The sequence below is a fragment of the Mesorhizobium sp. CNPSo 4661 genome, from assembly GCF_057784215.1.
Genome location: NZ_JBWGIO010000015.1, coordinates 56,365 through 81,574 on the forward strand (window position 1 = coordinate 56,365; position 25,210 = coordinate 81,574).

Genomic DNA, 25,210 nt, shown 5'->3' on the forward strand with positions numbered 1-25,210 from the left:
ACTCGGGCTTGACCCGAGCATCCATGCCGTGACCTCTGCCGCGGAGTGCAACGGTGCAAAATTCTGTAACCACCGCAACGCCTTAGCGTGACGGCATGGATTCCAGGGTCTGCGCGCGTCGCTCCGCTCCTTGCTTCGCCCTAGAACGACGAAGCGCGAATGTCGTCGCTAATCTCAGACGCTTTAACAGAGCTGGCTGGCGGCGCGCCTCAGCCGACGAAGGCGCGCTCGACGACGAAGCTGGCGGGATGGCTCAAGGAGCCTTCCTGGAAGCCAAGGCTCTCGGCGAGTTCCTTGACGTCCTTCAGCATATGCATCGAGCCGCAGATCATGATGCGGTCTGTCTCGGGATTGAGCTTGTCGATGCCGAGGTCGGAATAGAACTTGCCCGAGCCGATCAGCGCGGTGATGCGGCCCATGCGCGCCGACTCTTCCCGCGTCGTCGAATTGTAAAGCGTGACGCGGCCGCCGGTCAGCTCGCCGATCAGCGGATCGCTCTCCAGCGCCGCGACCAGCTCCTGGCCGTAGGTGAGCTCGGCATTGTCGCGGCAGGTATGGGTGAGGATGACCTCGTCGAACTTCTCGTAGGTATCGGGGTCGCGCAGCAGGCTGGCGAAGGGCGCGATGCCGGTGCCGGTCGAGATCATGACCACGCGCTTAGCGGGCGTCAGCGCGTCGAGCACCAGCGTGCCGGTCGACTTCTGGCGCATGATGACGGTGTCGCCGACCTGGATCTTCTGCAGCTCGGAGGTCAGCGGACCGTCCGGCACCTTGATCGAGAAGAATTCGAGCTCGTCGTCCCAGGAGGGGCTGGCGACGGAGTAGGCGCGGAAGATCGGCTTTTCGGCATTGGGCAGGCCGATCATGACGAACTCGCCGGAGCGGAAGCGCAGCGACTGCGGCCGGGTGATGCGGAAGGAAAACAGCCGGTCGGTGTAATGCTTCACCGACACCACGGTCTCGGCATAGACATTGGCCGGGATGGGGAACTGCAGCGGCTTCGAGCCGGCGACGTTCAACGCGGATGTCGTGTTCATTCCAACCCAACTTTCCGGCCCAGATGGAACGCACCGGGCGCCAAACTTTTCCTGCGCACCCGAACGGTCAGGTTCCGGCGTGCTCCCTGCACACTGCCAAGCGGTAAGCTCTTGTGTCCGGAATTTATTAGTATACAAATGATCTCCAGGTCAAGATGGCAGCGTAAAACGCCTTTCCAAACCAAGGCATATCCGTAGTCCTGGCATTTCGGGTTTCGGCAATGAATGAGAAATTTTCGGCATCGGCGGGAAGTGTCGTTGCCGGCATCGATGTCGGCGGAACCTTCACCGATCTGTTGCTGATAGACGGCAAGGCGGGCGGAAAAGTCCATATCGCCAAGACGCCGACCACGGTCGAAAACCAGGCTTTTGGCGTGGTCTCAGCACTTGGCGCGACAGGCTTTCCGATCGACGGCATCGACCTCATCGTGCACGGCACCACGACCACCACCAACGCCGTGCTGGAGCGCCGGCTGGCAAGGACCGGCATGATTACCACGCGCGGCTTTCGCGACGTGATCGAGCTTGGCCGGCGCACAAGGCCGCAGGCCTATGGCATGACGGGCACTTTTGTCCCCGTCATTCCCCGCGACCTTCGGCTCGAAGTATCGGAGCGGGTAGAGGCTTCGGGCGCGGTGCGCATTCAGCTCGACGAAGCCGAAATGCGCGACGCGGTGAAAAAGCTGCTCGACGCCGGTTGCGAGTCGCTGGTCATCCACTTCCTGCATTCCTACGCCAACCCCGCGCATGAGCGGCGCGCAGCCGAGATCGCGGCGGAGCTCTGGCCGAACGGCCATATCACCACTGGACATGCGCTGCTTTCGGAAGCGCGCGAGTTCGAGCGCGGCGTGACGGCGGCCGTCAACGCCTCGGTGCAGCCGATCCTGGAGCGCTATGTCGAACGGCTGCGCAAGGAACTCGGCGCGAAAGGCTACGCGCGCGACTTCCTGATCATGAACGGCAATGGCGGCATGATCTCGGCCCGCTTCGTCACGCTGGAATCGGCCAAGACCGTGATGTCCGGCCCGGCGTCCGGCGTGATCGCCGCCGCCTACACGGGCAAGCGCGCCGGCTTCGGCAATCTCGTCACCTACGACATGGGCGGCACCTCGACTGACGTGGCGCTGATCCGCAATGCGGAGCCCGCGGTGTCGAACGAGATCGAGATCGAATATGCGATGCCGATCCATGTGCCTATGGTGGCGGTGCACACGGTCGGCGCCGGCGGCGGCTCGATCGCGCGCGTCGACGCGGCCGGGCTGATCCAGATCGGCCCCGAAAGCGCCGGCGCCAATCCGGGTCCGATCTGCTACGGGCGCGGCGGCCTGGAGCCGACCATCACCGACGCCAATCTGGTGCTTGGCCGGCTGGCGCCGAAGAAACTGCTCGCGGTCGACAACCCTGTGACCGTTGAACGCGTGACCGGCATTTTCGAGGACAAGATCGGCAAGCGTACCGGCCTTTCCGGCGTCGAGGCCGCGGGTGCCGTGCTTCGGCTCGGCAACATGAAGATGGCGGGCGCCATCCGCATGGTGTCGGTGTCGCGCGGCCACGACCCGCGTGATTTCGCGCTGTTCGCCTTCGGCGGCGCCGGGCCGCTGCATGCGACGGCGCTCGCCCGCGAGCTCGGCCTGCCCCGGGTGCTGGTGCCGGCGCGCCCCGGCATCACCAACGCGCTCGGCTGCGTCGTCGCGGATTTACGCCACGACTTCGTCAACACAATCAACCAGCCGGTCAAGTTGCTCGATGAAGCTGCGCTTCGCGAGGTGTTGGAACGGCACCGAAACGAAGGCGAGGCGCTGATCGCCAAGGAAGCGGTGAAGCCGGACGCGATCCGCGTGACGCATTCCGCCGACATGCAGTTCGTCGGCCAGACACACATCATCAACGTGCCGCTGCCCTCCTCATCGGTTTCACGAGAAACGCTGCAGCTTCTGTTCGAAAAAGCCTATTTCGCGCGCTTCAAGGTCGAGCTGCCGGAGATCCGCGCCAATCTCGTCAACCTCAACACATCGGTCACCGGCGTGAGGCCGCAGATCGACCTGTCGAAGCTGATCGACCCGGCTGGCCGCACGGCGACGCTCGAGGAGGCGCGGCGCGAGATCCGGCCGGTCTGGTATCACGGCACATGGCACGACACGCCGGTCTATGCCCGCGAAAAGCTGCCGCTCGACGCCGTGATCGAGGGACCGGCGATCCTGGAGCAGATGGACGCCACCACCGTGCTCGAACCGGGCGACCGGGCGCGCTCGGACGCCGACGGCAACATCATCATCGACATCGGCGAGGCCTAAGATGGCGAAGCTCGACACGATCACGCTTTCGGTGCTGCAGGCGGCCCTGCAGCAGGTCTGCGACGAGATGGACCTGACCTTTTCCCGCGCGGCCTTCTCGCCGGTCATCGCGGAAGCCAACGACCGTTCCGACGGCATCTATTCGGCGGTCGACGGCTCGCTGATCGCGCAAGGCAGCCAGGGCCTGCCGGTGTTCGTCGGGGTCATGCAATATTCGACCAGGACCGTGATCGAGATGATCGCCGACGGCCGATGCCTCGCTCCTGAGCCGGGCGACATCTACATCGTCAACGACCCCTATCTCGGCGGCACGCATCTGATGGATGTGCGCTTCGTCATGCCGGTCTACCGGAACGGCAAGATCTTTTGCTGGCTTTCCAACACCGGACACTGGCCGGACATCGGCGGCTCGGTGCCAGGCGGCTTCTCGGCCTCGGCCACCGCGGTCGAACAGGAAGGCTTGCGGCTGCCGCCGGTGAAACTTTTCAAGAAAGGCGTGCTCGACGCGGAAATCTACGCCATCATCTGTTCCAACATTCGGGTCGCCGATCAGCGCATCGGCGACATCCGCGCGCAGGCCGCCGCATTGCTGATCGGTCAGGACAGGCTCAATGAAATCCTGGATCGTTACGGTGACGAAACCGTTGTCGAGGCGATCGCGGAACTGCGCCGCCGCGCGGCGGAGCAGATGCGCGCCTCGATCGCCGCCATACCGGACGGCGTCTACCGCTCGCAGGCCTTCGTCGATTCCGACGGGGTGGTGAACGAGCCGCTGACCATCGATCTTGCCGTCGAGAAGAAGGGCGATACGCTGACCTTCGACTTTGCTGGCTCGTCGAAACCCTGCGCCGGGCCGATGAACAGCGTGCTGGCGACCACGCTGTCGTCGGTCTACCTCGCCATGCGCCACATCTTCCCGGAAGTGCCGATCAGTGCCGGCGCTTTCGAGCCGCTGAACGTCAAACGGCCGGAAGGCACGTTCCTCGACGCCAAATATCCGCGACCGGTGTCGGGCTGCGCGGCCGAGGTGTCGCAGCGCATCGCCGAAGCGGTGTTCGCAGCGATGGTGCAGGCACTACCGGAAAAGGTGACGGCGGCGCCCGCCGGCTCCAGCGGCAATTTCGCGCTTGGCGGCAACGATCCGGCGCGCGGCCGCGACTATGTCATGTACCAGATCTCCGGCGGCGGCTATGGCGGTAATGCCGACCACGACGGACTAAGCAATGGCTGCTCGACGATCGGCATTTCGAAGTCGCCGCCGGTCGAGATCATGGAGCAGGCTTTTCCGGTGCTCTACCGGCATTATGCGCTGCGCGAAGGCTCCGGCGGCGCGGGCAAGCATCGCGGCGGCTTCGGGCTCGCCTATGAGGTCGAGATATTGCGCGGCGAGGCGCGCGCGTCCTTCGTCATGGATCATGGCCGCTTCGGGCCGCAGGGCGCGCTGGGCGGCAAGGACGGCGCGCCGAACAGCGTGACCGTGTTCCGGGGCGGCGAAGCGCATGTGCCGCCCCATCTTTCGAAGGAGCAGGACATCGCGCTTAAGGCCGGCGACCGCGTGCGCGTCGGCACGCCGGGCGGCGGCGGCTATGGCGATCCGCGCCAGCGCGACCCGAAGCAGGTCGCGGAAGATGTCAGGCTCGGCTACTATACAGCTGAGCAGGCCAGGGAGATGTTTGGGGTGGAGGTGTAGGCGACGCGCTGGCGAACATGCCTGCGCCGCTGGATCCGCCTGTTTCGAGGTTAGCTGCAACGCGCATCGCGTCGTCATTCTATGGCGCAGCAAGGAGCGAAGCGACGCGCGCAGACCATAGAATCCATGCCGTTACGCAGAAGCGCCGCTCACGGTGCAGAATTCTGCTCCGCTGCTTTCTTCGGCTGAGGTAACGGCATGGATTCCAGGGTCTTCGCGACGGAGCTTCGCTCCTGCTTCGCCCTGGAATGACGAAGTTGGGGGCTACGCTAGCTTCGCCAGCAACCTGAGAAAAGTCGCCGCTTCCTTGGCCGTGAGCGGCGCCAGCGTTTCCTCGGTGATGGTGCGGGCTAAAGGGATCAGCCGCTCGATCGCTGCGCGGCCTTCCGGCGTCAGATTGACCAGCAGCCGCCTTTTGTCGACCTCGTGCTTGGAAACCTCGACCAGCCCGCGCGCCTTCAGCCGGTCGATGACGCCCTTCACGGTGGCGGCGTCCATCGCGATGAGCGTCCCCAACTGGTTCTGCGAGGTCTCGCCAATATCGTGAAGCTTGGCCAGAGCGGCGAATTGCGGCGGCGTCAGGTCGCCGATCTGCGAGGCGAAGATCGCGACATGGCGCTGATGAGCCTTGCGCAGGATGAAGCCGACCTGGTCCTGCAGATGGTAGTTGTTCTCGTCGCCGTCTTCGGCCTCCACCAGCCGCAGCAGATTGTCCTCGCCGCTCATCTCAGGCCGTCCCATGCCTTGATGTCCTCGGCCGCCAGGCCACCCATGCGGTCGTGGACGCGCGGGCCGCAGGTCATGGCGAGGCAAAACAGGATCTCGTCGGGGCGCGGGCCGTCGCTGATGCCCACTTCCATGGCATCGAAATGGCTGCGCACATAGGCGGCATTGATGTGGCCGAGCGGCACGTCGAGCCGCGAGCCGAAGGCGCCGACCTTCTTCGCCGACGGCACGATCGCCTTGGCGTCACCCAGGCGCTCGCGCATGGCGTAGCCGCCGGGCACATGCCACAGCGCGCCGTGCTCCAGTTCGCCGGCGGAGCCGACGATGGCGCCCTTGCCGTAGCCGTCGATCTTCTTCACGTCGCCGCCGAGCGCCGCGACCAGCCTGTCGGAGAGCAGCAGCCCGAGCGGCTTCAAGTCCTCCATCGCGCTCTGCAAATCCTCGACATAGCGGCCGGCGAAGGGATTTTTCACCACAGCCATGGCTGCGGCACGCAAGCGCGGCTCTTTAGCCACGGGGCCGCCATCATGAAAAATCTCCTCGGTCAGGACCGCGACCTTGCGGATCGGAAAGTCAGGCATGGGCAGTTTCCTTCGCTTTATGTTTGTTGGGCACGGCGAGCGCCACCGAACCACTGATGCGGGCCTCGCCCGCCAGGAACAGCGCCGATGCGGCGATCAGGCCGCGCCGGCGAAAATCTTCGGCGACGGCAAGGCCGTTGTCCAGCGCCCGCGCAATCTCGCCGGGCGTGAGCGCGCCGACGCTCTGCGTCACCAGCATCTCACCGAGATCGCTGTCGGGCGCCAGGTCGCGCGCCGCAATGCGCGTGATGGCCGGATGGCCAGCCAGGTCGACGGCGTTGGCTATCAGCGTCGCCGCCGCGTCGGCCTCCGCGCCGGTGCGTGCGAGAACGGTAACAGCGTCGGCGATCCCCAGCGAAAACGAGCGCCCGCGCCAACCGCTGGTGGCAACGCCGCGCACGCCATCCTCGGCGCGGATGGTGACGCGGTCGGCCATGCCATTGCCGGTGCCGGCGATCGCCACGGTCATCGACTGACTTGTGCCGAGATGAAGCGCGCAATCGCCGCCATTGTTGACGTAAGCGCGGTCGAGCCGGCGGCTGGCGAGCAGGGCTTCAAGAATTTCGTCGGCTACCGAACCGGCAACGGCGGCCATCGGCGTGATGAAGCATTCCGCCAGCGACGTGACGGCTGCTTCCATGCGGCGCGCCGTAGCGCCGGCAAAACTGCGCGGCGCCAGGAAGAATGCGGGAAGCCGCAATTCGGGCAGCTCTTCGACCACCTCGATCAGGATCGTCTGAAAGCGGGCGACCGCCTGCCCGTAAGCGGCGCGGCATTCAACTGCATCGCCAAAGGCCTCGACGACCAGGTCGATCGGCCCGTGGTTGAGATGGAGTCGCCTGCCGTCGGCAAGCCAATGCGCCTGCGGGCCGTTCATCAGCCGGCACCGTTCGCCGCTGAACGCCGCAGTTGCGCCAGCGGCGGCCAGGGATTGCCGGCCGGCGCGCCGGTGTTGCTGCGCGGATTGAGATACTCGCCGCCCTTGGCGAGGATATCCTCGACGCTGCGTATCTCGTTTTCGTAGCCGCCGAGCCGGACATAGTCGTCGCGGCGCATGGTGAACTCGATCGGCGCCACCAGCGCCGGCGTCGGCACATAGCCGAAAGCGCCTTCCGGCACGCGGGTGACGTCGACCATCAGCGTGATGCCGCCGCCCGGCCAGACATAGACCGGCGCGCCGCCGACCGTCACATAGGTCTTCAGGCCCTGCACCGAGCGGGTGAGGTTGACCGGGTTTTCGGTTACGCCGGCGCGCAGCGAGCCGCCGGCGCCGCCGATGAAGAGAACCGTGCACAAAGCCGGCTCGCAATTGTCCTCGATCAGGCCGACGGACTTTTGCAGCCGCTCGGGAAATGGCTTTTGGACCGGCTTCAACTGGTCGTCCAGCTCGTAATAGGCGAACTGCTCGCCGGTGGTCGACACCATCAGCATGGACAGGCCGGGACGCGCGCCCTTCTTGGCGTTCCAGTCGCCGAGGATCGACAGCGGGTCGGAGATCGTCGTCCCACCCCAGCCGAGGCCGGGTTCCGAGACCTTGAAATAGCGGCCGGGGGTCGAGCGGCGGCCGATGATCTTTATCCCGGTGTCCTCCCAGCCCAGCACCTTGCCGGCCTGATGCTCGGAGACGACGCCGGTGATGTGGTCGTCGACCACCACGACCTCGTCGACCAGCCCGCGCCATTGCGTGGCGAACATGCCGATGGTGGCCGAGCCGCAGCCGACGCGCATGCGGTGCTCGACCTTGCCATCGATGACCGGCGCCTTGCCGGCCTCGACGATGACCGTCGCGCCACCGTCGATGGTGAGCTCGACCGGCTTCCTGTTGCAAAGATTGAGCATTGCGTCGCAGGTGGCGCGCCCCTCGGCCTTGGAGCCGCCGGTGAGGTGATGAACGCCGCCGAGCGACAGCATCTGCGAGCCATATTCGCCGGTCGTCACATGGCCGATCGCTTCGCCTTGCGAGCGCACGATCGCCGTCTCGTCGCCGATATGGCGATCGGTGTCGATCTTCACCTTGACGCCGCAATAGGAGAAGATGCCTTCGGTGACGACGGTGACGAGATCGACGCCCTCGACCTCCTGGCTGACGATGAAGGGCGCCGGCTTATAATCCGGATAGGTGGTGCCGGCACCGATCGCCGTGACGAAGCGGCGGCCGGTGTTGACCAGCTCGCCGTTCCAGGCTTCGCCCTCGGCGACGAAAGGCACGACGGCGCCGCCGGTTTCGGCCGCGTGATCGAGGATGGTCAGCGGGTCCATGCGCACGATGCGGCCGCCGACATTGCCGTAGCGGTCGCAGGCGCCGGTGCGGCCATCGGCGATGTAGCACATGACCGGACAGGCATCGCAGCGGATCTTTTCCGCCACCTGCTTCTCGCCGGGATCGTGGGTTTCGAAACGTTCGGCAAGCTCGCTCATCGGCGCGCCTCCTTCTCGCGGATCGCCGCCAGGATGCGGCTCGGCGTCGCCGGCACCTTGGTGACAAGGACACCGGTGGCGTGGCGGATGGCGTTGAGGATCGCCGGCGCGGTCGGGATCAGCACATGTTCGCCCAGGCCCTTGGCGCCGAAGGGCCCTTCCGGATCCGGAACCTCGACCAGAATATGCTCGACCGGCGGCACGTCGCCGATGGTCGGGATGAGGTAATCGTGCAGGTTCTCGGTGCGGCCGGGGATGTATTCCTCCATCAGCGCCATGCCGATGCCCTGGGCGATGCCGCCCTCGATCTGACCTTCGACCAGCACCGGGTTGATCGCCTTGCCGACATCATGCGCGGCGGTGATCCTGATCAGCTTCACCGTGCCCAGCTTGAGGTCGGCCTCGAGCTCGGCGATCTGCGCGCCATAGCCATAGACGGCGTAGGGCTTGCCCTGGCCCTTGGCGTCGAGCGGCAGCGTCGGAGGGTCGTAGGTTTCCTCGGCGACGAAGACGTAACCGTCGGCATCGGCCTTGAGCGCCGACAGATCGATGCGCCGCGCGGCATCGCCTTCACGGATTGAGATGCTGGCGCCGTCGAGCACGATGGTTGCCTGACCGGAGACATTGGCGAAGCGCAGGATTTTTTCGCGCAGCGCCCGGCCTGCCTTCTCCGCCGCCTTGCCGGTGACGAAGGTCTGGCGCGAGGCGGATGTCTTGCCGGCGTCGGGCGTGATGCCGGTGTCGGCGCTCTTCAGCCTGAACCTGTCCAGCGGCAGGCCGAGCGCGTCGGCGCAGATCTGGGTGATGACGGTGTTGGAGCCCTGGCCGATATCGACCGCGCCCTGGTGCAGGACGACGTCGCCGGAGGCCGAGATACCGACCTTGATGGTCGAAGGATTGGGCAACGAGGTGTTGCCGCAGCCATACCAGCAGGAGGCGACGCCGACGCCGCGCTTGCTTGCCGTGTTGTTGGCATTGAAGGTCTCAGCATCGGCCAGCGCGCGTGCCCAATGCGGTTGAAGCTGCTCCAGGCATTCGCCGATGCCGACGCCCGACTCCAGGCGCTGGCCGGTGACCGTTTCGCAGCCGTCGCGCAGGCAGTTCTTCAGGCGGAAATCCAGCCGATCGATACCGAGCTTGCCGGCGAGCTCGTCATAGAGCGTCTCCTGCATGATGGTCGCCTGCGGCACGCCGAAGCCGCGGAAGGCGCCGGCGATCGGCCCATTGGTGTGGATGGCATAGCCGGTCGCCCGATAGTTCGGCGTCAGATAGGGGCCGGAGGCATGCACCGGCACGCGGTTGGCGACCGTCGGTCCCCAGCTTGCATAGGCGCCGGTGTTGAAATCGCCCTCGAAGACCATGCCGGTGACGCGGCCTTCGGCATCGGCGCCGATGGTCGCCTTCATCTCGGCCGGGTGGCGCTTGGTGGTCGACATCATCGATTCGTTGCGCGTGTAGGCAAGCGCCGCCGGCCGCCCGGTCTTCATCGCCACGAGGCCGATGAGCGGCTGCAGCGAGACATCGAGCTTCGAGCCGAAGCCACCGCCGGTGGCGGTCGGCACGATGCGCACCTTGTCGACGGCAAGGCCCAGCACCTTCGCCGTCTCGTCGCGGTCCATATAGGGCGCCTGGGTGCAGGCGACGACGACCAGCGTGTCGCCATCCATATAAGCGTAGCCGGCTTCCGGCTCGATATAGGCGTGCTCGACAAAGGAGGTCTCGATGGCCCCCGACACGGTGGCAGCGGAAGCCGCCAGCGCTCCTTCAGGATCGCCGCGCTCGACATAGCCGGAGGTGAGCAGGTTCGCCGGCCGGTGGCTGTGGATCAGCGCGGCCCCCTCGGCCTTCGCCTCGCCAGGCTGCAGAATATGCGGCAGTTCCGTCCATGAGATCGGAAAATCCGTCAGGTCGAGATCGACGATCGCCTCGCGTTCGCCCGCCACCAGCGCCACCGCCTCGCCACGCAGACGGGCAAAGCCCTCGGCCAGCGCCGGCTGGTCGGCAAAGGGGCCGATGACGCCGAAGCAATTCTTGCCAGGAATGTCGGTGGCGGTGAAGACGCCGGCGATGCCGGGATGCGCCTTGGTCCAGGCGTCAAGGTCGCCGAAGCTGAAGCGGGCATGATAATGCGGCGAGCGGACGACAAGCACCGCCAGGGCATCGGCCGGAAAGGAATCGCCGCCGAACATCTCGTCGCCCGTGACTTTCGGCACGCCGTCGAGACGGATGGGAGAGGCGCCAACCGCACGCCCGGCTTCGGGCAGACGATGATCGATGCCGTTCATATGCCGCGAGGCGCCCATCACCGCCGCGACGATCTTCCTGTAGCCGGTGCAGCGGCAGAGCACGCCACCCAGCGCGTCCTGCGTCTCGGCCTCGCTCGGCGTGGGGTTGCGTTGCAAAAGCGCGGTGGCCGCGACCAGCAGGCCAGGCGTGCAGATGCCGCATTGCGCGGCGCCATGTTCGAGGAACGAGGCCTGCAGGGCGGACAGTCGGCCATTGGCAAGGCCTTCGACAGTGGTGACGGAAGCGCCGGACACCGAGGCCGCCGGCATCAGGCAGGCGCAGACCGGATTGCCGTCGACCAGCACGGTGCAGGCACCGCAATCGCCAGCATCGCAGCCGACCTTGGTGCCGGTCAGCCGCAGCTCGTCGCGCAAAACCTGCGACAGGCGGCGCACCGGCGGCACCGACACGTTGACAGCAGCGCCGTTGACCTCGAAGGCAATGTCGGCGCGCTCCATGCCGGATTGGGCCATGCCGGATTGGGCCATGCCGGACTGGGCCACCCCGGACTGGGCCACGCCGGATCGGGTCATGCCGGACTGGGCAATGCTCATGCGGCCACCTTGCCTTCACCGGGGTCGATTGCGGCGCGCACCGCGCGAGCGACGATCTCGCGCGCCGCTTGCTCCCGGTACTCGGCGCTGCCGCGCACATCGGCGATCGGCGACAGTTCGTCGATCGGCGCGGACAGCGCCGCTTCTGCGAGTGCCTCATCGATCGGGCGCCCGCCCAGGGCCGCTTCGACCCCGGCGAGACGGCGGGCGACCGCCGAGCAGGAGCCGACGGCGATCGCCGCTTCGGCGACGACGCCATTCTCGACCACGAGCCGCGCCGCGGCCATGGCGATCGAGATGACAAGATAGCGGCGGGCGCCGAGCTTGACGAAGGCCGAGGCGCCGATGGCAGAACGCTTCGGCACGCGAATGGCGGTGACCATCTCGCCGGGCTGCAGCGCCGTGCGACGATTGCCGAGGATGAACGCGCCGAGCGGCAGATGGCGGATGGCTTTCGCCGAGCGCAATTCGATATCGGCGTCGAGCGTCAGCAGCGCCGGTACGCCGTCGGCCGCGGGCGAGGCATTGCAGAGATTGCCGGCAACGGAAGCGACATTCTGGATCTGCACCGAGCCCACCTCGCGTGCGGCCGATTTCAACGCCTCGAACGCCGCCGGCAAGGAGTGGCGCACGATGTCGGTCCAGGTCGTGCGGGCGCCGATCCGCCAATGATCGCCCGTCTCGGCGATGCCGCGCAGTTCGGCGAGACCGTTGATGTCGAGGATGTTGTCGCGGAAGGGTTTGGCGCCCTGCGCCGGATAGAAATCCGTGCCGCCGGCCAGAATGCGCCAGCGATCCTCGCCAAGCAAAGCGAGCGCCTCGTCGACCGTGGTGGGTTTCGCGTAACGGATCACGCTTTGCCTTCCCGAAAAAGGGCCTTTCCCAGAGCTTAGGCCTTCCCGTGGCCTCCCGAAGTGCCGGCTTCGGGTCTTCTTGCCGGTCTCCGGACCGGTCAAATTCATTCGTATGCAAATGATATCAGGCCGGTCGCAATTGTCAAAGCCGGAGTTTGCGCCGCCAAGACCTCAACGCGATTGTTATGGCGCCGGAGGTTGACGCCGCCGGCCATCTGGTCAAGGTTCCGTGTCCGGTCGCGTGAGCGGCTTTTTGACTGGAGCCCCAAGCCGGACGAGAGGGCTGAAACGAGAGGGAGCCGCATGGCCGAAGAAGCGCTCATCGTCATCGACCTGCAGAACGATTTTTGTCCCGGCGGCGCGCTGGCGGTTGCCGGCGGCGACGAGATCGTGCCTTTGGTCAACGACCTGATCCGGCGCAGCGAGCATGTGATCCTGACGCAGGACTGGCACCCCGCCGGCCATTCGAGCTTCGCCTCCAGCCATCCCGGCAAGCAGGCTTTCGAGACGATCGAGATGCCCTACGGGCCGCAGACGCTGTGGCCGGATCATTGCATCCAGGGCAGTCTCGGCTCCGATTTCCATTCCGGGCTTGCCTGGACCAAGGCCGAACTGGTGGTCCGCAAAGGGTTCCGCACGGCGATCGACTCCTATTCGGCCTTCTTCGAGAACGATCACACGACGCCGACCGGCCTCGGAGGCTATCTGAAGGAACGCGGCATCGACACGATCACCCTGGTCGGCCTCGCCACCGACTTCTGCGTCGCCTTCTCGGCGCTCGACGCGGTGAAGCAGGGCTTTAAGACAACGGTGCGGCTCGACGCCTGCCGCGGCATCGACCTCAACGGTTCGGTCGAGATGATGCTGAAGCGGATGGACGAAGCAGGCGTGACGCTCGAAGACCATTCGGCGGACTGACCGGGCTGTGGGGAAGGTCCCCCTCACCCGGATTGCCAGCCGAATTGCGAAGGGCAATTCGGGGCAATCCGACCTCTCCCCGAGGGGAGAGGGGATAGCGAGCGCCGGCGCCAACCTCTTCTCCCCCACGGGGAGAAGGTGGCCGCGAAGCGGCCGGATGAGGGGGCTTGTCGCCGCGATAGCGGTGCTGCTTCCAGCGCAGGCATTCGCCGCCGAAATCCACGAACTGCCCGGCGCCGCGATGTCGCTGTGGTGGGCACTTCCCTTCGCCGGCCTGCTCTTGTCGATCGCGACCGGGCCACTGCTCTTTCATCATGTCTGGGAACATCACTACGGCAAGATCGCCGCCGCCTGGGCCGCTCTGGTGGTCGTGCCGCTGGCGGTCGCCTTCGGCCTTGCTTCGGCAGGCGAAGCGGTGCTGCACACGCTGCTCACCGAATATCTGTCCTTCATTATCCTGTTGTTCGCGCTCTACACGATCTCGGGCGGCATCCTGCTTGCCGGCAACATCCACGGCACGCCGCTCACCAATGCCGGCCTGCTGCTGATCGGCGCGCTCCTTGCCTCGGTCATCGGCACGACCGGCGCCTCAATGATCCTGATCCGGCCGATGCTGCGCGCCAACGACAACCGACCGTTCAACGCGCATGTGGTGATCTTCTTCATCTTCCTGGTCTCCAACATCGGCGGCTCGCTGACCCCGCTCGGCGACCCGCCCTTGTTCGTCGGCTTCCTGCGCGGCGTCGACTTCTTCTGGACGACCGCGAGCCTGTGGCGCGAGACGCTGTTCACCGGCGGACTGGTGCTCATCGTCTTCCTGGCGCTCGATATCGTGCTGCACCGCCGTGAGGGCGGCATGCCGAAGATCAAGGATCCGACGCCTGATTCGAAAGTGCGCCTGCGCGGCCTGGCCAACCTGCCCCTGCTCGCCGGCGTCATCGGCGCGATCCTGCTTTCGGCGAGCTGGAAGCCGGGCATCAGCATCCCGATCCTCGGCGTCAGCCTCGAGCTGCAGAACCTGGTGCGCGACGCCATCATCCTGGCGCTGGCCTTCCTGTCGCTAAAAGTCTCGTACAAGAGCCATCGCGAAGCGAATGGCTTCACCTGGGGGCCGATCGCCGAGGTGGCGAAACTCTTTGCCGGCATTTTCGTCTGCATCGTGCCGGTCATCGCCATCCTGCGAGCCGGCCACGACGGTGCGCTGGCGCCGCTGGTGTCGCTGGTCACCTCCGCCGACGGCCAACCGAACAACCTCGCCTATTTCTGGCTGACCGGGGCATTGTCATCCTTCCTCGACAACGCGCCGACCTATCTGGTGTTCTTCGAGCTTGCCGGCGGCGATGCCAGGCACCTGATGACGGAGGCCGCCTCGACGCTGGCCGCAATCTCGACCGGCGCGGTGTTCATGGGCGCCAACACCTATATCGGCAACGCGCCCAACTTCATGGTCTTTGCCATCGCCAGGCACCGCGGCTTCAAGATGCCGGGCTTCTTCGGCTATATGATGTGGTCCGGCCTGGTGCTGATCCCGACGTTCTTGATTGCCGGGTTCTTGTTTTTCAGGTGAGCTGGGAAACCATCGCCGGGGAGTGCTTATCCAAGGCAAGCCATTCGTGGGGGCGACAATGACCATTCAAGCTGAAAGCCTGCCCTATCTGTCAGCCGGGTTCCTGGACCGCCTGGCGATTTCGACCGCCGATGTGGTCGACGAAATCGAGCGGCAGATCATCGGTCAAAGGCGAGGCGAGGTATGGTGCGCGCCGAAGGCGGTGGTGCGGCCAGGCGACGACCGCTACATCATGGCCACTCTCGGTGTCGCGACCGAGCCCCGGGTGCTGACGACCAAATCGCTGGTGGTCAACCCCCGCAATGCCGAGCGCGGACTTGCAACCCTCAACTCGATCGTCAGCCTTCTCGACGCCGAGACGGGGCTGCCGCTTGCCGTGGTCGACGGCAATTGGGTGACGGAGAAGCGCACGGCCGGCCTGAGCGCCGTGGCGGCACGGCGCCTGGCCCGGGCCGGCTCGACAAGCGTCGCGTTCATCGGATGCGGCGTTCAGGCGCGCGGCCATCTCGAGGTCCTGGCCGACCTTTTCCCTTTGCAGGAGATCAGGGCCTTCAGTCGGGGCAAAGCCAGCCGCGACGCATTCTGTCGTATGGCTGAGATGCGCGGCCTTACCGCGACGTCCTGCGATACCGCCAAGGCGGCGGTCGAAGCAGCAGACATCGTGGTGACGACGGTCACCCTGGTGCCTGAGCCCGCTCCATTTTTGGATGCGCGCTGGCTGAAGGCCGGCGTTTTTGTGACCATGACCGATCTGGCCCTGCCCTGGCTGCCGGAAAGCATGGCTGCCTTCGATCGCATCGTCATAGACGACCTGGCGCAAGAGGCGCAGATGAGCAAACCGATGGTGAAGCCCGAACTCATTGTGGGCGACCTGACAGGTTTGGTTGGAGGCGATGTGCCGGGTCGCCAGAGTGCAGCTGAGCGAACCGCTTTCGCGTTCCGCGGCATCGCGGTAGGCGATCTCGCAATCGCCGGCCTTGCATTTCTGCGCGCGAAATCGGTCGGCGCGCTGGGCGCCTAGAGCGGTTCAGCATTTCACAGAATCGCCGAACCGCTCTATCTCATTGTTTTTACGCAATTCCGGACGGAAAACCGTTTCACACTTTTCCTGGAACTGCTCTAGCCCACGCCGACATAGCGGCGCACGGCTGACGGGTCTGCCCGCAAAGCCTCGACATCGACCGTCTCGCGGTTGCGGCCGTTCTCGATGAAGCAAACCCGATCGGCGACCGAGAGCACCGCGTCGACGCGCTGCTCGACCAGGATGGTCGAGACGCCTAGATCGCGCAGCTTCGCCACCGTTTCGCGGATCTTGGCGATCATCGACGGCATCAGCCCTTCGGTCGGCTCGTCGAGCAAGAGCACTTGCGGCTCGAGGCAAAGCGCGCGGGCCATCGCCAGCATCTGCTGCTCGCCGCCGGAGAGCGTGCCGGAGCGCTGCCTCAGCCGCTCCCTGAGCAGCGGGAAGAGATCGAGCACGCTCTCGCGGGTCTGCTTGCTCTTGCCACGCGCCATCAGGCCGATCTCGATGTTTTCCGCCACCGTCATCTCGGCGAACAGCCGCCTGCCCTGCGGCACATAGGCGACGCCGGCCTTCGGCACGTCATGCGCGGCGAGCCCGGTCAGCTCCTTGCCGTCCAGCCTGATCGAGCCGGCAGCCGCCGGCACCAGACCCATGATCGCCTTCAACGTCGTCGTCTTGCCGGCTCCGTTGCGACCGAACAGGCACAGCACCTCGCCCTTGTTCAGGGCCAGGTCGAGGCCGTAGAGCACCTGCACCTCGCCATAGAAGCAGTCGAGCCCGGAAATGGTGAGCAATCCGCCATCGGCGCTAACGGACTCAGCCATGGGTCGCTCCGAGATAGGCGTCCTGGACTTGGCGGTCGGCGCGGATCTGCTCCGGCGTGCCTTCGGCGAGGATCTTTCCCGAATTGAAGACGGTGATGCGGTCGGCAAGCTGCATGACCACCGGCATGTTGTGCTCGATCAGGAGCACCGTTGCGCCCTTGGCGATCTCGCGCACCAGCGTGATGAAATTGTCGATCTCGCTGTCGGCAAGGCCTTGCGTCGGCTCGTCGAGGATCAGCAGGCGCGGCTTCAGCGCCAAGCCCATCGCGACTTCGAGCAGGCGCTGGTGGCCATAGGAAAGCTGCCCCGCCGGCGTGCCGGCGCGGTCGGCCAGGCCGGTGCGTTCGAGCGCCGCCATCACGCCGGTCCTGACCTGCCCCTTCGTGCGGCCGTCCGTCAGCGTGCGCTGCACCGGCAGCGCGACATTGTCGAAGGCGGTGAGGTTGGCGAAGACGCTGGTGATCTGGAAAGTATAGGCGACGCCGAGGCGAACCCGCTTGTAAGCCGGCATCGTCGTGATGTCGGCGCCGTCGAAGACGATTGCGCCCGACGACGGCCGGATGCGGCCCGAGAGCAGGCTGACGAAGGTGGTCTTGCCGGCGCCGTTCGGGCCGATGATGGCGCGGATTTCGCCCGGCATCAGCGTGAAGTCGACGCCGTCGACCGCGCGCAGGCCGCCGAACTGGCGCGACAGGCCTTTGGTGGTGAGCAGCGGCATCATGGCAGCCACCCCAGCCAGCGCTCACGAATGCTGCCCATGATGCCCTTCGGGGCAAACAGGACGAGCAGGATGAGCGCCACGCCGACGATCAGGAGATAGGCGGAAGTGAATCCGCTGGTGATGTCGGTGACGTAATACATGAACAGCGTGCCGATCAGCGGCCCGAGCGTGGACGCGGCACCGCCGAGCAGCACCCAGAGCAGCGGCAGGATGGAATACTGCACCGAGGCGAGGCTCGATCCGACATAGCCGAACAGCAAGGCATAGGCCGCGCCCGAGGCCGCGCAGATGGCGCCGGAGGCCACGACCGCCGCGAGCTTGTTGGCGACTGTGTCGTAGCCAAGCATTTTTGTCCGTTCCTCATTCTCGCGGATGGCGACCAGCACACGGCCGAAGCGGGAGCGGACGATGGCTAAGGTGATGAGAAGCACGACAGAGAACAGCGCCAGCGCGCTCATGTAGCGCACGGTCGAATTCGTCAGGTCGAGGGAGGCGCCGCCGATCGAAATCACTCGTGACGCCTGCTGGATGACCAGGCCCTGGTCGCCGCCGGTCCAGGCGGCGAAATAGAGGATGAGCAGAAAGAAGACCTGCGCGAACATCATGGTGACGATCATGAACGCCACGCCTGAGGTGCGCAGCGCCAGCACGCCGACGGCCAGAGCGAGCAGAGCGCCGCAGGCGACCCCTGCGACGAAGGCTTCCGGCACACCCCAGCCGAGGTGATAGACGGTCAAGCCCGCGCCATAGAGGCCGGCCGAGAAGAACATAGCGTGGCCGAGGCTGAGCAGGCCGACATAGCCGAAGAGCAGGTTGTAGCCCATGGCAAAGACCGCCAGCGCCATGATGCGGGCGAACAGGCCCTGGTGGTAGTCCGGCAGGACGAAGTTCAGCGCGAAGAGAAGCGCGATGACGCCGATATGCAGCGCGTAGGTCTTTGCCGGCGAAGCATCCTTCATCTGGACGTGGTCCCGAACAGGCCTTGCGGCCGGAACACCAGCACCATGGCTACCACCAGCGTGGCGATGATCTTGGCCAGGGTCGGCGAGAAGAACATCGAGATGATGCCGTCGGAAAGGCCGATCAGGATGGCGGCGACCACCGTGCCGCGCAGGGAGCCGAGGCCGCCGATGATGACGACGATGAAGGACAAAAGCAGCGGGTCCTGCCCCATCAGGTAATGTGCCTGGCTGATCGGCACGATCAGCACCGCGGCGATCGCCGCCAGCATGGCGCCGATGGCGAAGACGCCGGCATAAACGCGCTCGACCGGAATGCCGAAGGCCTGCGCCGTCTCGCGGTCATATTGCGTGGCTCGCATGATCAGGCCGATCTTCGTGCGCGTCAGCACCAGCCAGGTGATGACGAGCAGAATGGCGGAAGCGGCAACCACCGACAGTTTGTAGCCGGAATAGCCGAACCACGGCAAAAGGATGCGGTAGCTGAAGGGCGGCTCCACCGGGCGCGCTTCCGGGCCGTAGAAGGTCAGCGCCAGCTGCTGGATGATGTAGAGCATGCCGATGGTGGCGACGATGGTGCTCTCGGGGTTGTAGTTGAGCCGGCGCAGCACCAGCCATTCGGCGATCAGCGCGACCAGCCCGACGAGCAAGGGCGCGATCACAAGTGCTGCCACGAAACCGATCGCCGGATGACCCGCGATCGCCGTCGAGACCGCCCAGGCCAGCACCGCTCCCAGCATGAAGAACTCGCCATGCGCGACGTTGACGACGCGCATGACGCCGAACACCAGCGACAGGCCGAGCGCCGTCAGCGCCAATACGGCGGAGGTGACGAGGCCTTCGAGGGCGGCGAGGAGGAGATGGGGTCCGAAGTGCATGAGGCTACCCGGTTACGGCGGCGCGAGGCACCCCCCTCTGCCCTGCCGGGCATCTCCCCCGCAAGGGGGGAGATTGGATGTCGCGACGGGCTTCGCCAATCGCCGACGCCGCCAGATAGGCGCCGCCGCGTGAACCGCTGATCTCCCCCCTTGCGGGGGAGATGTCCGGCAGGACAGAGGGGGGTGGCTTGGCGCTCACGCTTGCCAGGGTGGCCCTACAGCGCCTGGGTGGTGTAATCCCCTTCCGGCTCGTAGAGGCCGTCCTCGATCTTGGTCTTGTGCACGACCTTGAGCTTGCCGCCTTCGACCTTGGAGATGTTCTGGATGCCGAAGCACTGGTGGATCTTGCCGTTGAAGGTCTTCGGTCCCTGCGGATGTTCCGGCCCTTCGGCGAATTCCTTAAGCGCCTCGGTCGCCTCGACCAGCTTGGCGCGGTCCTCCGGTCCCTTGTAGCCGGCATCTTCCATCGCCTTCTTGACGACGTAGAGCGTCTCCCAGCAGCCGAACATATGCGAGGCGGTGGAAACGTCCTTGGCATCGCCGACGGCAGCACCATTGTCATCGATGCCGACGGCGGCGCGATAGGCTTTCTGCGCGGCGGAATCATCCGGCTGCGCATAGCGCGGCGAGCCTTCCCAGAAATGGCTGCCGTCGAGGAATTCGAGGCCGGGGCTGTTGATGTCGGTGGCCTCCAGAGAATCCATGAAGCCGAAGAGCTGCGGCCGCTGCGAACCGTAGAACTCACCGAGTTCCTTGACGAAGGTGAGGACGGCCGGGCCGACCATGACGTGGTAGATCACCTCGGTCTCGGCCGGGATCTGCGGGAAGTACTTCGTGAAGGAACTCTCCGTCGGCGGGATGGCGATCTGGGCGATCACGTCGGCCCCTTGCGCCTTCAGCGCCGGCGGCAGGTAGTCGCGGTGATCGTAGCCGAAGGCAAAGTCGGGGAAGATCTGCGTCACCTTCTTGCCGGCGTTCGCCGCGATCCACGGCGCCATCGACTGGATCTGGCTTTTCACGTCGGTGATGCCGGGCTGGAAGACGTAGCGGTTGAGCTTGGTGGAGGCGACGTGGTGGCCCTCGCTGACCACGAAATAGGGGATCTTGTTCTCGCCGGCGGCGGGCGCCGAGCCTATCACGACATGCGAGAACAAAGTGCCGAAGACGATGTCGGTCTTGTGCTGCTTGGCGAATTTCGCAACCACCTCGGCGCCGCGCGCCGGATCGGTGCCGTCATCCTCGATCACCAGCTCGACCTGGCGGCCGCTGATGCCGCCGGCATCGTTGATCGCCTTGACGGCGGCGGCGCTCGTCTTCTCATACCAGCGGCCATAGGCGGCGCCGATGCCGGTGCGGTGTGACTGGAAGCCGATCTTGATCGGCGCCGAGCTCTGCGCCTGGCTGTAGCGGACGAAGCCCGGCGCCAGCGCGAGACCGGCACCGGCGGCCATGCCCTTCAGCGCCGTGCGGCGCGACAGCGTCGTCTTGGAGAGGTCGAAAAATCCGTTCTTGTCAGCCATGTCCGTTCCCCTGTTTTTCAGTCTTGACCAGCGATAAGGCGGCTAAACCATCCCCCTTCCGAAGGATGGAAAAATTGCATGTGTACAAACTAAATCACCAAAGCCGCGACGTGGCAAGCGAGCTTACCTGACGGCACCGGAGGCGCGCCCTTGTCTCATCCGGCGGTCGGCGTGGCAAGCAACCAAAGGCCGAATATCGTGTAGGCGATCATCAACAGGGTGAGAGGGAGCTGGCTGAGCGCCGCGCGCGACGGCTGCTTGTGCAGACGCCAGGCGAGGCCGTGCGCGACGAGCACGGCCAGCACATGGCCGGCGATGATGACACCCGCCTGGACATTCCACAGCCACCAGGCGGATTCGGCGCCGGCAACGACGCCGGCCTCGACCATCCTGTTGGCCGTGCCGAACAGGTTCCAGCCAAGCGCGAACGGGTCGGACAGCGCGACCAGGGCGTACTGGCCGTCGACCAGCAGCACGGTGAGGTAATGCGCGATGTGGTAGGCAAGCGCGATCGGTACGATCGACCAGACCAGCAGGCCGGCGGCTTTTCCGAACGACTGCGCATCACCGGCGAGGCGCTGGCCGAGAATTACGGCCAACGCGAACACCACCGCGAGCAGGATGAAGGTCAGCACGAGGCCGAAGCTGCCGATGCCGATCAGCGCGGTGCGGCCGGGAAACTCCAGCGGGTTGATGCCGAAGAGACCCAGCCAGAAGAAGGTCTTCGACAGGCCGTCGAAGGATACCGAGGATAGCGCCAGGAGGAGAAAGGCCGTGCCGCTTGGCGGCAGCGGCTCGGCTGCCAGCAGCTTGGCGCCGGGCCAGCCGAGCGAGAGGCGGCCTTCGTGACGCTCAAAGGGCGCAAAGCGGGCGACCATGGCGAAGAAGACAGTCAGGAATTCGCCACGTTTGCTCCAATCGTCGTAGCCGACGACGAGCATGGCGATGTAGCTGGCCAGCCAATATATGCCGGCAGCGTATGCCAGCCGCGCGGGATCGTCGGGGGCGGGATCGATCAGCTCGAACCAGGCGAAGGCGAAGAACAGCACGAAGGTCGGCCAGAAGCCGAGCCCGTTGGGCAGGCGCGACGGCTGTGTTTCATCACCGTATCGGCCGAAGAGCCGGCTTACGACGCGCCACGGTCCATACCACGGGTTGAGCCACGCCCATAGGTCGCCGAAGATGCCTTGCAGCAGGGTGAAGCCGGCCCAAAGCAGCGTCCAGACCATCAGCGGCAGCGGGTTGGAGAGCGGATCACGGCTGCCGAGGACGCCGGCGGCGACGAGCAGCGCGAAGCCGGCAAAGGAAAGCAGGCTGATGAGGGTGCGCGGAGCGTCGCCGAAGGTGGACAGCGGCAGGCGCCGGCGCCAGAAATTGTCGAGGGTGGCGGGCGGCAGCAGCGCCAGTACGAGGAAGCTGACGGCGACCGCCAGCGCGCCGCCGACGAGGTAGTAGCCGGTCGGGAGAAGCAGGACGTGGCCGCGGTCCGAGGCGTGGGCGAAGGCGGGGGTGGGAGCGATGGCGAGGAAAGCTAGAGGGAGGGCTAACCTGTGGCGACGGCGTTCTACGGCCCCCCTCTCTGTCCTGCCGGACATCTCCCCCTCAAGGGGGGAGATTGGCGGTTTCGGCGCCGGCTCCCCGTTTTCAACGTTGGCAATTGGCGAAAGCGGAGGCGACAAGATAATCTCCCCCCTTGAGGGGGAGATGTCCGGCAGGACAGAGAGGGGGGCGAAGGAACTCGACCTATCCAGCCGCGCAGCATTGCTCGACGATGCGGGATACGCACAGGTCACAGGGAAAGACCCTCACACCTTCACCAGCTGCTCCACCCGCCCCTTCTCGCCGAAGATCCTCAGATACCGCTTGATCTCCTTCTCATCCCCCGTTGCTTTGGCGGGGTTGTCCGACAGCTTCACCGCCGGCCGGCCATTGGCCTCGGTGACCTTGCAGACCAGCGAAATCGCATCGAGGCTGTCGGTTTCGGTCGGCGCGCAGCCTTCGAAATCGTTGGTGAGGTTGGTGCCCCAGCCGAAGGACATGCGCACCTTGCCGCGGAAATGCCTGTAGGTCGCCTCGATGGTCTCGACCTCGAGCCCGTCGGAGAAGATGAGCAGCTTCTGCTTGGGGTCCTTGCCCTTCTTGCGCCACCAGTCGATGATTTTTTCGCCGCCCTCGATGGGCGGGGCGCTGTCGGGGCGGAAGCCGGTCCAGTCGGCGACCCAGTCCGGCGCGTCGCGCAGGAAGGAATCCGTGCCGAAGGCGTCGGGCAGCACGATCAACAGATTGCCGCCATAATAGCGCTGCCAGTCCTGCAGGACCTTGTAGGGCGCCTCGCGCAGCTCCGCCTCGGAATTGGCAAGGGCTGCAAAGACCATCGGCAGTTCATGCGCGTTGGTGCCCAAGGCTTCGAGGTCGTTGTCCATGGCCAGAAGCACGTTGGAGGTGCCGGTGAAGGCGTCGCCGATGCCTTCCTTGAGCGCCTCCACGCACCAGCGCTGCCACAGGAAGGAATGGCGGCGTCGGGTGCCGAAATCGGAGATGCGGATACCGGGCAGCGCCTTCAGCCGCTCGGTCTTGGCCCACATCTTGGCCTTGGCGCGGGCATAGAGCACGTCGAGCGCGAACGGCCCATAAGAGCGCATGGCGGCGCGGGAGCGCAGTTCGTTGATGATGGCCAAAGCAGGGATCTCCCAGAGTGTGGTGTACATCCACGGTCCCGGGAAGGAGAGCTCGTACTGGCCGTCGCGCCTGGTGAGCTCATAATTGGGCAGCCTGAAACCTTCCAGCCATGCTAGGAATTCCGGCTCGAAGATCTGCTTGCGGCCATAGAAATTGTTGCCGCCCAGCCAGATCATCTCCTTCTTGGAGAAGCGCAACGTGCGGGCATGGTCGAGTTGCTCGCGCAACTCTCCCTCGTCGATCTCGTCGGCGAGGCGCACCGAGGTGGTGCGGTTGATCAGCGTGAAGGTGGCGTCGACCTTGGGGTACATGCCCCAGATCATCTGCAGCATAAGAAGCTTGTAGAAGTCGGTGTCCAGCAGGCTGCGGACGATCGGGTCCAGCTTCCAGGTGTGGTTGTAGACGCGCCGCGCTATATCGGTCTTTGCCATTCTTCCTCACCCATAAGGCACGACGCACGGAAACGCAGGCGCCACGCTTCAAGTCCTCGTTCGAGCAATCCCGGATGGAAGACCCTCGCGCGGTTTTCCTGGAATTGCCTCAGCCAACTGCCTCTTAGCACTGTATTTTCGAACGCGCTTGTCGCTTTGCAAGCTGGCCCGACAAAAAGCAGCGATGCAAGTCCAGCCTTCAAGAGGCCGTTCTGGCCCCTATCACCTTTAGCGCCGGGCGTTTTCTCCGGCTGGGCACGCGGCCGGCCACCGGGGCGTCGGCGCGGCCCTCGTCCTGCTCCTTCTCGGCGAACAGCCAGTCGATGAACAGCTGGACGATCGGCGTCGAGCGCATTTCGTTGCGGCAGACGACGTAGAAATCGTCGACCGCCGGCACCGACAATGTAAAGGGCGCGACGAGCATGCCCCTGGCCAGCAAGGCGCGCGCGGTGACGGAATCGCCGAGCGCCACGCCATGGCCGTGCACGGCGGCCTCGGTCGCCATGCGCGCATCGCCCAGATGATGGCGGCGGCCGCGCTCCAGATCGAGCGCGTCGGCGGCGGCGAGCCAGGTGTGCCACTCACGGCCGTCGTCGCCGTGCAGGAAGACGTGGTCGGCAAGGTCGCGGACGCTGCGGATCGGCCGGTTGTTGATCAGCGTCGGGCTGACCACGGGAAAAAGTTCCAGCCCGGACCATTTGCGTATCCAGCAGTCGCTCCAGCTGCCGTCGCCATAATGCACGCAGACATCGATATCCGGCGCACGGATGTCGCGGGCGTCGTTGGACGGGATCAGCGTCAGCTGGATATCCGGATATTGCGCGGTAAAGGAGCCGAGGCGCGGCGTCATCCAGAGCAGCAACAGCGCCGGCACGCAGGATACCGACAACGCGCCGGCGCTTGCCGGCCGCGTCATGCGCTGGGTCGCGGCGGCGATGCCGTCGAAGGCAGCCGAGACCGCCGGCAGGAACTCGGCGCCATGCGGCGTCAGCTTCACGCGCTGACCGGTACGCTCGAAGAGTTTCACGCCAAGCGATTGCTCGAGCGCCTTGATCTGGTGGCTGACGGCGCCATGCGTGACATTCAGCTCGCCCGCAGCCTTGGTCAGCGAGGCGTGCCGCGCCGCGGCCTCGAAGGCGCGCAACGGGTTCAGCGGCGGCAGGCGCTTGGCCATGAAGGGCTCCTACTTTGTGAGATTTTCTCACAGAAAAGACCCTAACAATATCAATTGATTTTTCAATGCGGCTGC

Annotated in this window: 20 protein-coding genes; 5 read left to right on the forward strand and 15 right to left on the reverse strand. The window is 65.5% G+C overall.

The genetic code is table 11. The features are described 5' to 3' along the window. Nucleotides 1-209: 209 nt before the first annotated feature. Nucleotides 210-1,037, reverse strand: coding sequence for a ferredoxin--NADP reductase (locus AC0YKC_RS22695; RefSeq protein WP_320294105.1), 828 nt, complete (start codon nucleotides 1,035-1,037; stop codon nucleotides 210-212). Nucleotides 1,038-1,258: 221 nt separating this feature from the next. Here AC0YKC_RS22695 and AC0YKC_RS22700 point away from each other — a divergent pair, with 221 nt between their 5' ends. Both AC0YKC_RS22700 and AC0YKC_RS22705 read left to right on the forward strand, forming a co-directional pair. Continuing rightward, on the forward strand, nucleotides 1,259-3,331 hold the full coding sequence (locus AC0YKC_RS22700) for a hydantoinase/oxoprolinase family protein (protein ID WP_488512662.1): 2,073 nt from the start codon (nucleotides 1,259-1,261) through the stop codon (nucleotides 3,329-3,331). Nucleotide 3,332: 1 nt separating this feature from the next. Beyond that, nucleotides 3,333-5,021 (forward strand): hydantoinase B/oxoprolinase family protein, encoded by a 1,689-nt coding sequence (locus tag AC0YKC_RS22705; protein WP_488512663.1) that lies wholly within the window; start codon nucleotides 3,333-3,335, stop codon nucleotides 5,019-5,021. 264 nt (nucleotides 5,022-5,285) lie between these two features. Here AC0YKC_RS22705 and AC0YKC_RS22710 read toward each other — a convergent pair whose 3' ends face one another. The 6 genes from AC0YKC_RS22710 to AC0YKC_RS22735 all read right to left on the reverse strand — a co-directional run bounded on the left by AC0YKC_RS22710 (nucleotide 5,286) and on the right by AC0YKC_RS22735 (nucleotide 12,440). Next, complete coding sequence (locus tag AC0YKC_RS22710) at nucleotides 5,286-5,747, reverse strand: MarR family winged helix-turn-helix transcriptional regulator (protein WP_320294459.1); 462 nt, start codon at nucleotides 5,745-5,747, stop codon at nucleotides 5,286-5,288. Next, nucleotides 5,744-6,328, reverse strand: a complete 585-nt coding sequence (locus tag AC0YKC_RS22715; protein WP_488512664.1) for an amino acid synthesis family protein — start codon at nucleotides 6,326-6,328, stop codon at nucleotides 5,744-5,746. Before AC0YKC_RS22715 ends, AC0YKC_RS22710 begins: the two co-directional genes overlap by 4 nt. Beyond that, nucleotides 6,321-7,205, reverse strand: a complete 885-nt coding sequence (locus AC0YKC_RS22720) for a UPF0280 family protein (RefSeq protein WP_488512665.1) — start codon at nucleotides 7,203-7,205, stop codon at nucleotides 6,321-6,323. The genes AC0YKC_RS22715 and AC0YKC_RS22720 overlap by 8 nt, the downstream gene beginning before the upstream one ends. Then, nucleotides 7,205-8,746 carry a 6-hydroxynicotinate reductase gene (locus tag AC0YKC_RS22725; RefSeq protein ID WP_488512666.1) on the reverse strand — a complete coding sequence of 514 codons (1,542 nt, stop codon included), beginning with the start codon at nucleotides 8,744-8,746 and terminating at the stop codon, nucleotides 7,205-7,207. Before AC0YKC_RS22725 ends, AC0YKC_RS22720 begins: the two co-directional genes overlap by 1 nt. After that, nucleotides 8,743-11,490 (reverse strand): molybdopterin-dependent oxidoreductase, encoded by a 2,748-nt coding sequence (locus AC0YKC_RS22730; protein WP_488512738.1) that lies wholly within the window; start codon nucleotides 11,488-11,490, stop codon nucleotides 8,743-8,745. The genes AC0YKC_RS22725 and AC0YKC_RS22730 overlap by 4 nt, the downstream gene beginning before the upstream one ends. A 92-nt stretch (nucleotides 11,491-11,582) precedes the next feature. After that, on the reverse strand, nucleotides 11,583-12,440 hold the full coding sequence (locus tag AC0YKC_RS22735; RefSeq protein ID WP_488512667.1) for an FAD binding domain-containing protein: 858 nt from the start codon (nucleotides 12,438-12,440) through the stop codon (nucleotides 11,583-11,585). A gap of 303 nt (nucleotides 12,441-12,743) precedes the next feature. Here AC0YKC_RS22735 and pncA point away from each other — a divergent pair, with 303 nt between their 5' ends. The 3 genes from pncA (at nucleotide 12,744) to AC0YKC_RS22750 (ending at nucleotide 15,946) form a co-directional block, all read left to right on the forward strand. Beyond that, a complete protein-coding gene (gene pncA / locus AC0YKC_RS22740; protein ID WP_320294098.1) occupies nucleotides 12,744-13,358 on the forward strand; it encodes a bifunctional nicotinamidase/pyrazinamidase in 615 nt (204 codons plus the stop codon). 157 nt (nucleotides 13,359-13,515) lie between these two features. After that, nucleotides 13,516-14,925 carry a sodium:proton antiporter gene (locus AC0YKC_RS22745; RefSeq protein WP_488512668.1) on the forward strand — a complete coding sequence of 470 codons (1,410 nt, stop codon included), beginning with the start codon at nucleotides 13,516-13,518 and terminating at the stop codon, nucleotides 14,923-14,925. Nucleotides 14,926-14,983: 58 nt separating this feature from the next. Continuing rightward, the gene (locus AC0YKC_RS22750) at nucleotides 14,984-15,946 is read left to right on the forward strand and encodes an ornithine cyclodeaminase family protein (RefSeq protein ID WP_488512669.1); all 963 of its coding nucleotides are present in this window, start codon (nucleotides 14,984-14,986) and stop codon (nucleotides 15,944-15,946) included. A gap of 98 nt (nucleotides 15,947-16,044) precedes the next feature. Here AC0YKC_RS22750 and AC0YKC_RS22755 read toward each other — a convergent pair whose 3' ends face one another. The 8 genes from AC0YKC_RS22755 to gcvA all read right to left on the reverse strand — a co-directional run bounded on the left by AC0YKC_RS22755 (nucleotide 16,045) and on the right by gcvA (nucleotide 25,135). Beyond that, the gene (locus tag AC0YKC_RS22755) at nucleotides 16,045-16,773 is read right to left on the reverse strand and encodes an ABC transporter ATP-binding protein (protein ID WP_488512670.1); all 729 of its coding nucleotides are present in this window, start codon (nucleotides 16,771-16,773) and stop codon (nucleotides 16,045-16,047) included. After that, the gene (locus AC0YKC_RS22760; protein ID WP_488512671.1) at nucleotides 16,766-17,494 is read right to left on the reverse strand and encodes an ABC transporter ATP-binding protein; all 729 of its coding nucleotides are present in this window, start codon (nucleotides 17,492-17,494) and stop codon (nucleotides 16,766-16,768) included. Before AC0YKC_RS22760 ends, AC0YKC_RS22755 begins: the two co-directional genes overlap by 8 nt. Next, nucleotides 17,491-18,453 carry a branched-chain amino acid ABC transporter permease gene (locus AC0YKC_RS22765; RefSeq protein WP_488512672.1) on the reverse strand — a complete coding sequence of 321 codons (963 nt, stop codon included), beginning with the start codon at nucleotides 18,451-18,453 and terminating at the stop codon, nucleotides 17,491-17,493. The genes AC0YKC_RS22760 and AC0YKC_RS22765 overlap by 4 nt, the downstream gene beginning before the upstream one ends. Then, nucleotides 18,450-19,331 (reverse strand): branched-chain amino acid ABC transporter permease, encoded by an 882-nt coding sequence (locus AC0YKC_RS22770; protein ID WP_434724841.1) that lies wholly within the window; start codon nucleotides 19,329-19,331, stop codon nucleotides 18,450-18,452. The genes AC0YKC_RS22765 and AC0YKC_RS22770 overlap by 4 nt, the downstream gene beginning before the upstream one ends. Nucleotides 19,332-19,546: 215 nt before the next feature. Then, nucleotides 19,547-20,851, reverse strand: coding sequence for an ABC transporter substrate-binding protein (locus tag AC0YKC_RS22775; RefSeq protein WP_488512673.1), 1,305 nt, complete (start codon nucleotides 20,849-20,851; stop codon nucleotides 19,547-19,549). A gap of 155 nt (nucleotides 20,852-21,006) precedes the next feature. After that, nucleotides 21,007-22,446, reverse strand: a complete 1,440-nt coding sequence (locus AC0YKC_RS22780; RefSeq protein ID WP_488512674.1) for a hypothetical protein — start codon at nucleotides 22,444-22,446, stop codon at nucleotides 21,007-21,009. Nucleotides 22,447-22,656: 210 nt separating this feature from the next. Next, a complete protein-coding gene (gene pncB / locus AC0YKC_RS22785) occupies nucleotides 22,657-23,961 on the reverse strand; it encodes a nicotinate phosphoribosyltransferase (protein ID WP_488512675.1) in 1,305 nt (434 codons plus the stop codon). Between the two features lie 199 nt (nucleotides 23,962-24,160). Beyond that, nucleotides 24,161-25,135 (reverse strand): transcriptional regulator GcvA, encoded by a 975-nt coding sequence (gene gcvA, locus AC0YKC_RS22790; protein ID WP_320294090.1) that lies wholly within the window; start codon nucleotides 25,133-25,135, stop codon nucleotides 24,161-24,163. Between the last annotated feature and the right edge of the window lie 75 nt (nucleotides 25,136-25,210).

Excerpts from the sequence above, each read along its gene's own strand:
- AC0YKC_RS22695 (WP_320294105.1), bottom strand. The coding sequence starts at position 1,037 with ATGAACACGACATCCGCGTTGAACGTCGCCGGCTCGAAGCCGCTGCAG.
- pncA (WP_320294098.1), top strand. The coding sequence starts at position 12,744 with ATGGCCGAAGAAGCGCTCATCGTCATCGACCTGCAGAACGATTTTTGT.
- AC0YKC_RS22750 (WP_488512669.1), top strand. The coding sequence starts at position 14,984 with ATGACCATTCAAGCTGAAAGCCTGCCCTATCTGTCAGCCGGGTTCCTG.
- AC0YKC_RS22745 (WP_488512668.1), top strand. The coding sequence starts at position 13,516 with ATGAGGGGGCTTGTCGCCGCGATAGCGGTGCTGCTTCCAGCGCAGGCA.
- AC0YKC_RS22760 (WP_488512671.1), bottom strand. The coding sequence starts at position 17,494 with ATGATGCCGCTGCTCACCACCAAAGGCCTGTCGCGCCAGTTCGGCGGC.
- AC0YKC_RS22715 (WP_488512664.1), bottom strand. The coding sequence starts at position 6,328 with ATGCCTGACTTTCCGATCCGCAAGGTCGCGGTCCTGACCGAGGAGATT.
- pncB (WP_488512675.1), bottom strand. The coding sequence starts at position 23,961 with ATGGCAAAGACCGATATAGCGCGGCGCGTCTACAACCACACCTGGAAG.
- AC0YKC_RS22705 (WP_488512663.1), top strand. The coding sequence starts at position 3,333 with ATGGCGAAGCTCGACACGATCACGCTTTCGGTGCTGCAGGCGGCCCTG.
- AC0YKC_RS22710 (WP_320294459.1), bottom strand. The coding sequence starts at position 5,747 with ATGAGCGGCGAGGACAATCTGCTGCGGCTGGTGGAGGCCGAAGACGGC.
- AC0YKC_RS22780 (WP_488512674.1), bottom strand. The coding sequence starts at position 22,446 with ATGTCCGGCAGGACAGAGAGGGGGGCCGTAGAACGCCGTCGCCACAGG.
- AC0YKC_RS22700 (WP_488512662.1), top strand. The coding sequence starts at position 1,259 with ATGAATGAGAAATTTTCGGCATCGGCGGGAAGTGTCGTTGCCGGCATC.
- AC0YKC_RS22720 (WP_488512665.1), bottom strand. The coding sequence starts at position 7,205 with ATGAACGGCCCGCAGGCGCATTGGCTTGCCGACGGCAGGCGACTCCAT.
- AC0YKC_RS22765 (WP_488512672.1), bottom strand. The coding sequence starts at position 18,453 with ATGAAGGATGCTTCGCCGGCAAAGACCTACGCGCTGCATATCGGCGTC.
- AC0YKC_RS22755 (WP_488512670.1), bottom strand. The coding sequence starts at position 16,773 with ATGGCTGAGTCCGTTAGCGCCGATGGCGGATTGCTCACCATTTCCGGG.
- AC0YKC_RS22730 (WP_488512738.1), bottom strand. The coding sequence starts at position 11,490 with ATGGAGCGCGCCGACATTGCCTTCGAGGTCAACGGCGCTGCTGTCAAC.
- AC0YKC_RS22770 (WP_434724841.1), bottom strand. The coding sequence starts at position 19,331 with ATGCACTTCGGACCCCATCTCCTCCTCGCCGCCCTCGAAGGCCTCGTC.
- gcvA (WP_320294090.1), bottom strand. The coding sequence starts at position 25,135 with ATGGCCAAGCGCCTGCCGCCGCTGAACCCGTTGCGCGCCTTCGAGGCC.
- AC0YKC_RS22775 (WP_488512673.1), bottom strand. The coding sequence starts at position 20,851 with ATGGCTGACAAGAACGGATTTTTCGACCTCTCCAAGACGACGCTGTCG.
- AC0YKC_RS22725 (WP_488512666.1), bottom strand. The coding sequence starts at position 8,746 with ATGAGCGAGCTTGCCGAACGTTTCGAAACCCACGATCCCGGCGAGAAG.